The organism is Streptomyces sp. NPDC093065 (genome assembly GCF_044754585.1).
Classification (GTDB): Bacteria; Actinomycetota; Actinomycetes; order Streptomycetales; family Streptomycetaceae; genus Streptomyces.
Genome location: NZ_JBIVPJ010000001.1, coordinates 62,127 through 74,725, shown reverse-complemented (window position 1 = coordinate 74,725; position 12,599 = coordinate 62,127). Strand labels below are relative to the sequence as shown.

Here is a 12,599-nt window from a genome sequence, read left to right as displayed (position 1 = left end):
GGTTCGGCCGGCCGTCAGGCGATCGTCCGGGGCAGGCGCAGGCTCAGCAGGCCGGTCAGCGCCACCGCCGCCAACTGGACCAGCAGCGCCGTCACCAGGGCGTCCCGCATGCCCATGCCCGGGATCAGCGACAGGAACAGGGTGCCCAGGGTGGCCACCCCCAGGGCCAGGGAGGACTGCTGGGTGGTGATCATGACGCCGCTGCCCACGCCCGCGCGCTCGGGCGGCACCTCCGACAGGACGACCCGGAAGACGACGGGCAGTTGGAGCGCCTGGCCCGCACCGGCGACCGCCGCGCCCGGCAGGAGTTCCACCAGGCCGAGACCGGGCCAGGAGCGCCACGCGGCCAGCGTCATCAGGGCCAGGCCCAGCCCCTGGAGGGCGGCGCCGACGGGTACGACACGGGTGCCGTGGCGGGCGACCAGCCGGGGGCCGGCGACGGAGAAGAGGAAGAACACCACCGCGAGCGGGGCCAGGGCCAGACCCGCGGCCACCGGGCTCAGGCCCGCGCCCTGCTGGAGCGCCACCGCGATGACGAACATGAAGCCGCTGAAGCCGATCGAGAACGGCACGATGAGCAGGAGGCCGCGGCGCAGCGAGACGATCGCGAACAGGCTCGGCGGGACCAGTGGCGTGCGGCCGGCGCGGTCCGCCCGGCGCTCCACCGCGTAGAACGCCGCCGCCGCCAACGGGAACGCCGCCAGCGACAGCCACGTCCACAGCGGCCAGCCCGCGGCCCGGCCCTCGGTGAGCGGGACCAGCAGGGTCAGGATCGAGGCGGCCAGCAGGAAGGTGCCGGGGACGTCCACCGGTTCGGGGCGCGCGGAGCGGGTCTCCGGGACCGCACGGGCGGCCAGGAAGAGGCCCACGAGGACGACCGGGACGTTCACCAGGAACACGGAGCGCCAGCCGGTGCCCGCTATGTCGGCGGCCACGAGGACGCCGCCCAGGATCTGGCCGGCCACCATGGACAGGCCGGCCGTCGCCCCGTACAGGCCCATGGCCCTGGCGCGCCGGGGGCCGGTCGTGGTCGCCTGGATGGTCGCCAGCACCTGCGGCAGCATCGCGGCCGCCGAGGCGCCCTGCGCCGCCCGCGCCGCCACCAGTGACCAGGCGTCCGGCGCGAGACCGCAGGCCAGCGAGGTCAGCCCGAAGGCCGCCATACCGCCCAGGAACAGGCGGCGCCGGCCGAAGAGGTCGCCGAGCCGGCCGCCGAGGACCAGCAGGACGGCGTACGCCACCCCGTACCCGGCGACGACGAGTTCCAGGACCGCCTCGCTCGCGGAGAGGTCCGTGCCGATGGTGGGCAGCGCGACGTTGACGATGAAGAAGTCGACGAGGGGGAGTGCCGCGGCCAGCAGCACCGTGAAGAGTCCGAGGCCGCCGAGCGCGGGCGGCGCCTGGGGGCCGGTGCGGACGGGACGAGAAGTGATGGTTTCGGTCACGTGGTCGAGCCTGCGACGACCTTCAAGGTGGTACCAGAGTGTCTTTATCCTGGTAGCGGGAGTACCCGGAAACAGGGTCCGTGCGGTGCGCGGGCGCGGCATGCTGGAGGCATGACCACGATGACGGCTCAGGCACAGGCCCAGGAGACGGTCGCGCAGTCCCAGTCCCAGTTCCCGGCCACGTCTCCGTCCCCGTCCAGGGACGCCGGCTCGGAGATCCGGCGGCACGAACTCGCCGCCTTCCTGCGCAGCCGCCGCGAACGCATCGCCCCCGAGCAGGTGGGGCTGTCCCGCGGACGCCGCCGCAGGACGCCGGGGCTGCGGCGCGAGGAGGTCGCCCAGCTCTCGGCGGTCGGCGTCACCTGGTACACCTGGCTGGAGCAGGCCCGGGACATCCAGGTCTCCGTGCAGGTCCTGGACGCCCTCGCCCGCGCCCTCCTGCTCGACCCCACCGAGCGCGCCCACCTCTTCCAGCTGGCGGGGGCCGTCGACCCGACGCCGGCGACGGTCTGCCCGGCCATCACACCGGCGGTGCGGGCGCTGCTGGAGCAGTTCGAGCCGTACCCGGCCTGTGTGCAGAACAGCCGGTACGACATCCTCGCCCACAACCGGACGTACGGGCTGCTGCTGTGCGACCTGGAGGCGGTGCCGCCCGAGGACCGCAACTGCATGATCCTCTCCTTCACCCACCAGGACTGGCGGTCCTCGATCGTCCATCTGGAGGAGACCCAGCGGCTGATGGCGGCCCGGTTCCGTGCCACGATGGCCGGCCATCTCGCCGAGCCCGCCTGGAAGATGCTGCTGAAGCGGCTGCGCACCCAGTCGCCCGACTTCCGCGAGGCCTGGGAGCGGCACGAGGTCGTCGCGCACCGCGGCAAGCGCAAGGAGTTCCTCAACCGGCACGTCGGCCGCATCCGCGTCGACCACACCGACCTGTGGCTCGGTCCCGAGCCCGGGCCCCGGATGGTGACGTACGCACCGGCCGACGAGGTCTCCCGGGAGCGGCTGGAGCGGCTGCACGCGATCGCCCTGGAGCGGAAGCCGACTCCGTCGGGGTGAGCGCCCGAAGTGCGGGAACCCGGGGAAATGCGGAAGGTGATGTTCCCGGGGTTTTCCAGGGTTTCCACGGCCCGGGGTTCCCACAGCACGGACAGGGCGAGGACGAACAGTCATGGCTGAGCAGAAGTCGGCGCGGACACTTCCGCGGCCGTTGCACGCGGCCGCTTCGGCGGTGCGTAAGGTGCCGGGTGCCCAGACGGTGGGCAGGGCCGCCGAGGGCGCGCTGGACAGGATCGGAGCGGTGTCGCCGCGCGGGCGGCGCGTGCTCGTCTACACGGGCGCCGGGGTGCTGGGCGTCGCCGGACTCGTGGAGTGGCCGGTGGCGGCCACCGGGGCGGCGGTGGCCTGGCTGACGCAGCCGCGCGGGCGCAACGGGCAGGACGGGCAGGGCGGACGGAGCGGGAACGGGAGCGCCGCGAAGGGCGGCGGGGCCGCCGGGGCAGCGGGCGCCGCCGGTACGAAGGCCGCCCGGACGCCGGCGCGGAAGACCACCGCCAGGGCGGCCGCGACGAAGACGGCCGGGGCGGGCGGCACCGGCGGCACCGGCGGCACGGGTGGTGGCAAGGCGAAGACGGCCGCGGCGAAGCGGACCACCGGCGCCAAGAAGACCGCCGCCAAGTCCACGGCCGCCAAGTCCACGGCCGCCAAGACCACCGCGGCGAAGAAGTCCGCCGCCAAGAAGTCGCCCGCGAAGAAGACCGCGTCCCCCACTCGGAGCAAGAGCCAGTCGGGAAACAAGGCGTCTTCGAGCCGGCCCTCCACCACGGGCGGGAGCCGCGGCCGCAGCCGCAAGACGGCCGCCGCCTCGCGCACCCGCAAGGCCGGCTGAGTCAGAGCGATGGCCGGTGGACTGCTGACGCGCTCCCAGGACGCCGTCACGGGGTTCGTGCTGGCCGGGCCCCGGCTGCTCGCGCGCGGCACCGCGCCCGCCGTGGGCGCCGCGGCCGGGGCGGCGGTGGGCACCGCGCGGGCCGGTGTGCGCGGCGCCGACTTCGCCGCGCGGGCGGCACGGGTGGCCCGCTCGGCGCTGCCCGGCGGGTCGCGGGACTGGCGGGCCGGGCACCGGGCGCACCTCGCGCTCCGTCCGGCCGCGCCGGACGAGGTGCGCCGGGCGGGCGGTACCGAGCGCGTGGCGCGGCGGGTGGCGGCGGCCCTGGCCGAGCATCCGGACGTGCTGCTCGCCTACTGGGACACCGGTCTCGCCAGACTGGTGGTGACCGCGACCGAGGACACGCTCACCGACCGCGTCGTGGACCGCGCCGCCGAACTCGCCGCACGCCACGGACTCACCCGGGCGGACCAGCCCGCCGCCACCGGCCCGGACTCCCCGGACTCCCCGGACGCCCGGGACGACCTCGTGGACGAGACGGAGCACCCCGGCGACCCGGCCCCGGTGCGGGTCGCGGCGGTCGCGCTCGGGGCGGACGTGCTGGGCATCGCCGCCGCCGTGACCGGCGCGCGCCTGCGGCTGCCGGCCTCGCCCCGCCTGGTCACCGCCGTCGCGACGCTGCTGCGCGAGAACCCGGCCTTCCGCGCCTGGCTGCGCGAGCGGCTCGGCGACCACCGCATGGACGTGGCGCTCGCCGCCGCCAACGCCGCCGTCCACGGCGCCGGGCAGAGCCCCACCTCGCTGGTGCTCGACGGGGCGCTGCGCGTCTGCCAGTTGACGGACGCGGTGGCGCGGGGGGCCGCCTTCGAGACCGTGCACGACCAGTTGTGCGTCCCCGGCCGGGGCAGCCTGCCCGCCGGGCCCGCCCTGCGCCCGCCGCCGCGCACCTCCCCGGCACAGGACTACGCCGCCCACGCCTCGGCGGGCAGCGTGGCGGGCGCCGCCGCGACGCTGCTGGTCAAGCACGACCTGGCGGAGGCGGCGGAGGCCGTGCTCGCCGGGTCGCCCAAGGCCGCGCGCTACGGGCCCGCCGCCTTCCACGCCGTACTGAGCGCCGCGCTGTCCCGCACCGGTGTGCTCGTGCGCGACCCCGGGCGGCTGCGGCAACTGGAGATGGCCCGCACGGTCGTGCTGCACCCCAGCGCGTTGCGGGCGCCGGACGCGGGCGCGGACCCGTGGACCGAGGACGTGCTGGACGCGGCGCGGCGCGCGGGACTGCGCGTGGTCATGGTCGAGGACCCCGCGCTGGCCGACTTCACCGGCCTCGCCGACCAGGTCGTCGGCGCCGGCCGCCCGCTCGCGGACGTCGTGGCCGGACTGCGCGCCGAGGGGGCCGGGGGAGGTGTCATCACCGTCGTACGGCCGCTGCCCGGCGACGACGGGTCGGTCTCGGACGGGCTGCTCGCCGGGGACGTGGCCGTCGCGCTGGCCGACGCGGACTGCCCGGTGGCCTGGGGCGCGGACGTGCTCGCGCCCCAGGGCCTCGCCGACGTGTGGCGGGTGCTGCGGGCGGTGCCGGTGGCGCGTGCGGTCGGGCGCCGGTCGCAGACGCTGGCCCGGTCCGGGGCCGCGCTGTCCGGGCTGCTGGTCGCGGTCGGCGAGGCGCGCGGCAGGAGCCGGGGCGGCGTGTCGTCGCTGCTGGGGATGCGGCACGCGCCGGTGGACGCGAGTGCGGCGGTGGCCCTGCTGTCCGGGACGCGGGCCGCGCTGGGCGTGGCGATGGCCCGCGCCCCGCACCCGCGGCCACGGGTGGCGTGGCACGCGCTGGACCCGGACGGCGTACGGGAGCGGCTGGAGCGGGAACGCGAACCCGAGCCCACCGCCGTGGAGCAGGCCGCTGCCCGGCTGCGGGCGGCCGCCGACCGTGCGGGCCGGGTGCCCGTGCTGGCCCCGGTCCGCTGGTCGTGGCAGCTGGCCCGGGCCGTACGCGGGGAGCTGGACGACCCGCTCACCCCGGTCCTCGCGGTCGGCTCGGCCGCCTCCGCGATCCTCGGGTCGGTCGTGGACGCGCTGCTCGTGGTCGGCGCCCTGGACCTCAACGCGCTGGTCGGCGGCTTCCAGCGGCTGCGCGCCGAACGGGCGCTGTCCGGGCTGCTGGCCGAGCAGAAGCAGAAGGCCCGGGTCACCGAGGAACCCCTGACGGAGGAACGCGCCGCCGACGGCGAGGAGTTCGCCCCGCAGGGCGAGCCGCGGATCGTGGACGCGGCGAAGCTGCACCCCGGCGACGTGATCGAGCTGAAGGCGGACGACGTCGTGCCAGCCGACGCGCGGCTGCTGTGGGAGGACGGCCTGGAGGTGGACGAGTCCGCGCTGACCGGTGAGTCGCTGCCGGTGGACAAGTGCGTGGACCCGGCCCCCCGCGCGCCCGTGGCCGAGCGGTACTGCATGGTCTTCGAGGGCACGACCGTGGTCGCCGGGCGGGCCCGCGCCGTCGTCGTCGACACCGGCGAGCACACCGAGGCGGCCCGTGCGGTGGCGCTGGCGGCGCGTACGCCGTCGGCGGCCGGAGTGCAGGCCAGGCTCCAGGAACTGACCCGCAAGGCGCTGCCGCTCACCCTGGCGGGCGGGGCCGCGGTGACCGGGCTCTCGCTGCTGCGCGGGGCGCCGATCCGGCAGGCCGTCGCCGGGGGCGTGTCGGTGGCGGTGGCCGCCGTGCCCGAGGGGCTGCCGCTGGTGGCGACCGTGGCCCAGCTCGCGGCGGCCCGCCGGCTCAGCCGCCGGGGCGTCCTGGTGCGCACCCCGCGCACGCTGGAGGCGCTCGGCCGCATGGACACCGTCTGCTTCGACAAGACCGGCACCCTCACCGAGAACAAGCTGCGGCTGTCGCGCGTGGCGGGCACCGACGGCACGGTCCGCCGCGCGGGCGACCCGGACGCCGCCGACGCCGTACGCACCGCCGCCCGCGCCTGCCCCCGGCTCAACGGCGACGGTGCCCGCCCCACCCACGCCACCGACGAGGCGGTCCTCGACGCGGCCGGGGACGACCCCGACTGGACGCAGGAGGAGGGCCTGCCCTTCGAGACCTCCCGCGGCTACGCGGCCGCCGTCGGACGCGAACGGGGGACCGGCCCCGCGGTACTGGTGGTCAAGGGCGCCCCCGAGACGGTGCTGCCCGCCTGTGCCGGTCTGCCCGCGCACACCGCCGAGGTGGCCAAGCGCCTGGCCGGTGACGGGCTGCGCATCATCGCGGTGGCCCGGCGGACCCTGGCGAAGGGCGAGAAGGCCGCCGACGTCCTCGAACGGCAGCCGTCGAAGCTGGAGTTCACCGGGCTGCTGGCGCTCGCCGACGTGGCCCGCGAGACCTCCCCGGCGCTGGTGCGCGGGCTGCGCGAGGCGGGCGTACGGCCCGTGGTGCTGACCGGCGACCATCCGCAGACCGCCCACGCCATCGCCGTGGACCTGGGCTGGCCCGAGGACGCGGTCGTGGTCACCGGCGACGAACTCGCCGCCGCCGACCGCACCGCGCGGTCCCGGATGCTGCGCGACGCGGACGTCGTGGCCCGGGTGGCGCCCGAGCAGAAGCTCCAAGTCGTCGAGTCGCTGCGGGACGCCGGGCGGGTCGTCGGCATGGTCGGAGACGGGGCCAACGACGCCGCCGCGATCCGGGCCGCCGACATCGGCGTGGGCATCAGCGCCCGCGGCTCGGCCGCCGCCCGCAACGCCGCCGACCTGGTGGTCACGGGCGACGACCTGCTCGTGCTGGTGGAGGCGGTCCGGGAGGGCCGTGCCCTGTGGCACAGCGTCGCCGACGCCATCGCCATCCTGATCGGCGGCAACGCGGGGGAGGTCGGCTTCGGCATCCTCGGCACGGTGCTGGGCGGCGCGGCCCCGCTGTCCACCCGTCAGATGCTGCTGGTCAACCTCTTCACCGACCTGTTCCCAGCGATGGCCGTCGCGGTGACGAAGACGGGGGACCCGGAACAGGAGGAGGCCGACGCGGGCGCGCCGCTCGGTACGGCGGTGCTCGGCGAGCCGCTGATCCGGCAGATCCGGCACCGGGCCCTGACCACGGCGCTCGGGGCGACCGCGGCCTGGCTGTTCGGTCGCTTCACGCCGGGCACGGAGCGGCGCTCGACGACCATGGCGCTGTGCGCGGTCGTGGGCACCCAGCTGGCCCAGACCCTCGCCGACCGCCGCGACAGCCGCCTGGTCCAGGTGACGTCCCTCGGCTCCGCCGCCGCCCTGGTCGCCCTCGTCATGACCCCGGGCGCCAGCCGCCTCTTCGGCTGCACCCCGCTCGGTCCGGTCGCGTGGACGGGCGTGGCCGCCGCGATCACGCTGGCCCTCGCCGGGCAGCGGGCGCTGCCGGGGGTGGAGGACGCGATCGTGAAGTACTGGCCGAAGGTGGCGGAGCGGCTGCCGGAGGCGGTGCGCTGAGCCGGGGTGCCGGGGTGCCGGGGTGCCGGGGTGCCGGGGTGCCGGGTGGCGGCCGGAGGCGGTGTGCTGGTGCAGGGGTGCAGGGGTGCAGGGGTGCAGGGGTGCAGGGGGTGCGGTGCGGTGTGGCGGCCGGAGGCGGTGCGGTGGTGCCGGGGTGCCGGGTGCGGTGCGTCCAGGCGGGGTGCCGTCAGCTCCCGGTCCGCGCCGCCTCCCGCACCTCCGGCGACTGAAGGCGCTCGGCCGTCCGCTCCGCCGTGCGGTGGGCCCAGCGGCCGCTCGTGACGGCGCCGAGGACGAGGACCGCGAGCCCGCAGGCGGCCAGTATCCACCAGCCGGGACGCGCGGCGGAGACGAAGGTGTCGCGGTACGACGAGGCGCCCACGCCCGCCGCCAGCACCGCGCCGACCACCGCCACGCCGAGCGTCTGGCCCAGCTGGCGGCTGGTCGAGGCGACGGCGGCCGCGACCCCGGCCTGGGCGCGGGGCATGCCGGAGACCGCGGTGTTGGTGATGGGCGCGTTGACGAAGCCGAAGCCGACGCCGAACAGGACGTAGCCGAGGAAGAGCGTGAGGTCGGAGGTCTCGGCCTCGAAGGCGGCGAACAGCGTCCCGCTCACGGTCAGCGCGCCGCCCGCGATCAGCAGGGGCAGGCGCGGACCCCGGCTGCCGACCAGCCGCCCGGACAGCGGGGCGCACAGGAAGGTCGGCACGGCCATCGGCAGCATCCACAGACCGGCCTGAAGGGCGCTCAGTCCGCGCACGTTCTGCAGGTACAGCGTGGACAGGAACAGGAAGCCGCCCAGCGCGGCGAACGCGCTGATCGCGACGACGGTGGCCCCGCTGAACGGCGCCGACCGGAAGAAGCGCAGCTCGATGAGGGGATCGGCGCGGCGCGGCTCGTGGACGAGCAGGCCGGTCAGCGCGGCGAGCGCCAGGACGGCGAAGGGCAGCACATGCGTGAACCCGGCGTTCGGCGCCTCGATGATCGCGTACGTCAGGGAGCCGAACAGCACGATCACCATGAGCTGGCCCAGCGGGTCGGGGCGGCGGGCCTTGGGCGCGCGGGACTCGGGGACGAAGCGGAGGGTGAGAAGCAGGGCGGCCAGGCCCACCGGAAGGTTGACCCAGAAGATCGAGCGCCAGCCGACCGACTCCACCAGCACTCCGCCCACCAGGGGGCCCGCGGCCATGGATATGCCGACCACCGCGCCCCAGACGCCGATGGCACGGGCGCGTTCGCGCGGGTCGGTGAAGGTGTTGGTGATGATCGACATGGCGACCGGGTTGAGCATCGAACCGCCCACCGCCTGCATCATCCGGAAGACGATCAGCGAGGACAGGTCGGGGGCCAGCGAGCACAGCAGTGAGCCGAGGGTGAAGATCACCAGGCCGGTCATGAAGACCCGCTTGCGCCCGATCCGGTCGGCGGTGGAGCCGGAGAGCATCAGCAGCGCGGCCAGCACCAGGGTGTACGCGTCGATCGCCCACTGCAGGCCCGACGTGCTCGCGTGCAGGTCGCGCTGCATGGAGGGGAGGGCGACGTTGAGGATCGTGTTGTCGATGCTCACGATCAGCAGACTCATGCAGCAGATGGCGAGCACGAGCATGCGGCGGCGACGGTTGAGCTCGGGCATGGCCTCCAGCCTACGCCCATTTCAATAGTGCGTCTAACTAATGACTGATACATGATCTCCGTCCACAGGGCGCGGCGGGCACCGTCCCGCGTGCGTGACAATGGGGAAATGCCCACGCTCACCACGCCCGCCCCCGACACCACCGCCGCACCCCTGCGGATCGGCCCGCACACCGTCGCGCCGCCCGTGGTGCTGGCACCGATGGCCGGTATCACCAACGCGCCGTTCCGCACCCTGTGCAGGGAGTTCAGCGGGGGCAAGGGCCTGTTCGTGAGCGAGATGATCACCACGCGGGCGCTGGTCGAGCGCAACGAGAAGACCATGCAGCTGATCCACTTCGACGCGACCGAGACCCCGCGCTCGATCCAGCTGTACGGCGTCGACCCGGTGACCGTCGGCAAGGCCGTCCGCATGATCGCGGAGGAGGACCTCGCCGACCACATCGACCTGAACTTCGGCTGCCCGGTGCCGAAGGTGACCCGCAAGGGCGGCGGCTCGGCACTGCCGTACAAGCGGAACCTGCTGCGCGCCATCGTCCGCGAGGCCGTCACCGGCGCCGGTGACCTGCCGGTCACCATGAAGATGCGCAAGGGCATCGACGACGACCATCTCACCTGCCTCGACGCGGGCCGTATCGCCGTCGAGGAGGGCGTCACCGCCATCGCCCTGCACGGCCGCACCACCGCCCAGCACTACGGCGGCACCGCCGACTGGGACGCCATCGCCCGCCTCAAGGAGCACGTCCCGGAGATCCCCGTCCTCGGCAACGGCGACATCTGGTGCGCCGAGGACGCGCTCAGGATGGTCCGGGAGACCGGCTGCGACGGCGTCGTGGTCGGGCGCGGGTGCCTCGGGCGGCCGTGGCTCTTCGCCGACCTCGTCGCCGCCTTCGAGGGCCGCACCGACGCCTTCGTACGGCCCACCCTGCGCGAGGTCGCCGACGTGATGGTCCGGCACGCCACGCTGCTGGGGGAGTGGATCGGAGACGAAGCACGCGGCGTCATCGACTTCCGCAAGCACGTCGCCTGGTACCTCAAGGGCTTCTCCGTCGGCTCCGAGATGCGCAAGCGGCTCGCGATCACGTCGTCCCTGGACGCCCTGCGCGCCGGACTCGACGAACTCGACCTCGACCAGCCCTGGCCCACCGGCGCCGACGGCCCCCGCGGCCGCACCTCCGGCAACAACCGGGTGGTCCTGCCCGACGGCTGGCTGAGGGACCCGTACGACTGCGCGGGCGTCGGCGAGGACGCCGAGCTGGACACCTCCGGCGGCTGATCAGCCCTTCGTGGGGTGCGGCGTCGAGCCGTAGGCCGTCAGGAAGCGGTCGCGGAAGGAGCTCATCCTCCACACCGGGGCGTCCTTCGCCGGTTTGAGCCCCTCCGTCCAGTTCCAGTCGTCGAGCGCGTCCAGCACCTTCGGGTCCTTGGCGACGATCGACACCGGGACGTCCCGGCTGGCGTGGTCGCCGCTGACGCGGGCCAGCGGCTGGTGGTCGCCGAGGAAGACCAGGACGGTGTCGTCGGTGCCGTAGCGCTCCAGCCACTGGGTGAGGCTGGTGACCGAGTACTGGATGGACTTGCCGTACTCCTCCTTCGAGCGGGCGGAGTCGGTGATGACGTCGGACGCCTTCACGCCCGACGCCTCGATGCCGTCGTACACCGACCCGTCGCCGATCTCGTCCCAGCCGACCGTCCTCGGGATCGGCGCCCAGGGCTGGTGGCTGGAGGTGAGGATGACCTCGGCCATCAGCGGCCTGTCGCGCTTCCTGCCGTGCTCCAGCCGCTGGAAGGCCTCCAGCGCGTACTGGTCCGGCATCGTCGACCAGCTGAACTTCGGGCCGCGGTAGCCCATGTCGAACGCGTCGTAGACCTTGTCGAGTCCGTGCCAGTCCGCCTCCGGCCAGGCCTTCTGCACGCCCGGCATGATCCCGACGGTGTCCCAGTCGCCGGTCTTCTGGAAGGCCTTGGTGAGGGTGAGGTGGTCGCCGGCCGTCACGGTGCGGTAGCGCTGCTGGTTGTCCACCCACAGGCCGGACAGGAAGGTGGAGTGGCCGAGCCAGCTGCTGCCGCCGTACGTCGCCGAGGTCAGCCAGCCGCTGCGGGCGTGGAAGCCGGCCTTCGCCAGCGCCCCGGTGCTCGCGTCCAGCGTCCGGCCGACACCCGGTGCCATCACCGGGTCCTCGATCGCGCTGCGGCCGTAGCTCTCGATGAACGTGAAGACCATGTCCTTGCCGCGCAGATCGGGCACCAGCTGCGCGCCGGGCGTGGCGCCGAAGCGGTCCGCCTTCGCCTCCTTCGCGAAGGCCGCCTCGTCCCGCAGCGTGTCCACCACCCGGTGCGCCTGTGCCTCGGCGGCCTTGGAGGCGCTCGTGGTGGCGACCGGCACGCCGAAGGTCTGCATGCCCAGCGCCGCGCTGGTCATCCACACGGTGGCCGCCATCAGCGCGCCCCGCGCCGCCCGCTCCCGGTGCGCGGCGAACAGCTCGCCGAGCCGGACCGCCGCCAGCGCCATGAGCACCAGCAGCAGCACGGCCAGCGCGACCGCGCCCACGGCGGCCCAGGTCGCCGCCGCCGGGCCCATCGAGTCCGCCACGAACGACTGGGCGTCGTCGAGCAGGCCCCAGTCCAGGACGAGGTTGAAGCTCCGGCCCAGGTACTCGGTGAAGCCCATGTCGAGCAGGTTCAGCACGGTCAGCGCCCCGAGGCCGGTCCCGAACAGCGCCGCCGCCACCCGGCGCGGCACCCGGGGCAGACAGAGCAGCAGCACCGTCGCGACGACCGCCTCCCCGGGGATCCGCGCGAAACGGTTGGGCTCCAGGGCGACGAGGGTGTTCGGCAGCAGCAGCGCCCCGAGCACCAGAATGGCCGAAAACGCCGTCATGACCCGGCGGACGACGCGGGTGGCGCGCGGGTGCCGGGTGCGCCACGCCCGCCAGTGCGCGAGCCGGGCCCGGAGGGCCCGCAGCCGGGCGGACCCGGGTGGGCCGGGAGTGTCGGGGGCGTCGGGAGCGTCGTCGGGGGGCCGCGGCGGGCGGCGGAAAGGCGTGATGACGGGCACCCGAAGGTCCTTCCGTGCGAATCCCGGTGGACGGCGGGCCCCGGCGAGGGGGCCGGGGGCCCGCCGCACTCTCGTACGTCCCGTGGAGGCGGTCCGTTCACCGGTCCGCATGGTGAAATCCCGCTGTCTGTGGCAGCGT

The 12,599-nt window shown here is 75.0% G+C and carries 7 protein-coding genes; 4 read left to right on the top strand and 3 right to left on the bottom strand.

All coding sequences use genetic code 11. The features are described from left to right. Positions 1-14: 14 nt before the first annotated feature. The gene (locus ACIQFU_RS00280) at positions 15-1,445 is read right to left on the bottom strand and encodes an MFS transporter (protein ID WP_402547824.1); all 1,431 of its coding nucleotides are present in this window, start codon (positions 1,443-1,445) and stop codon (positions 15-17) included. Between the two features lie 111 nt (positions 1,446-1,556). On the opposite strand from ACIQFU_RS00280, the gene ACIQFU_RS00275 reads away from it, so the two are divergent. From ACIQFU_RS00275 to ACIQFU_RS00265, 3 genes are all read left to right on the top strand, one after another. Beyond that, the gene (locus tag ACIQFU_RS00275; protein WP_402547822.1) at positions 1,557-2,504 is read left to right on the top strand and encodes a helix-turn-helix domain-containing protein; all 948 of its coding nucleotides are present in this window, start codon (positions 1,557-1,559) and stop codon (positions 2,502-2,504) included. A gap of 112 nt (positions 2,505-2,616) precedes the next feature. After that, positions 2,617-3,333, top strand: coding sequence for a hypothetical protein (locus tag ACIQFU_RS00270; protein ID WP_402547821.1), 717 nt, complete (start codon positions 2,617-2,619; stop codon positions 3,331-3,333). Positions 3,334-3,342: 9 nt separating this feature from the next. Further along, a complete protein-coding gene (locus tag ACIQFU_RS00265; protein WP_402547819.1) occupies positions 3,343-7,770 on the top strand; it encodes an HAD-IC family P-type ATPase in 4,428 nt (1,475 codons plus the stop codon). 187 nt (positions 7,771-7,957) lie between these two features. Here the strand turns inward: ACIQFU_RS00265 and ACIQFU_RS00260 are convergent, their stop codons facing one another. Continuing rightward, on the bottom strand, positions 7,958-9,403 hold the full coding sequence (locus tag ACIQFU_RS00260; RefSeq protein ID WP_402547817.1) for an MFS transporter: 1,446 nt from the start codon (positions 9,401-9,403) through the stop codon (positions 7,958-7,960). A 108-nt stretch (positions 9,404-9,511) separates the two neighbouring features. Here ACIQFU_RS00260 and dusB point away from each other — a divergent pair, with 108 nt between their 5' ends. Further along, a complete protein-coding gene (gene dusB / locus ACIQFU_RS00255; protein ID WP_402547815.1) occupies positions 9,512-10,678 on the top strand; it encodes a tRNA dihydrouridine synthase DusB in 1,167 nt (388 codons plus the stop codon). Here dusB and ACIQFU_RS00250 read toward each other — a convergent pair whose 3' ends face one another. Beyond that, on the bottom strand, positions 10,679-12,460 hold the full coding sequence (locus tag ACIQFU_RS00250; protein ID WP_402547814.1) for a CDP-alcohol phosphatidyltransferase: 1,782 nt from the start codon (positions 12,458-12,460) through the stop codon (positions 10,679-10,681). Positions 12,461-12,599: the final 139 nt, after the last annotated feature.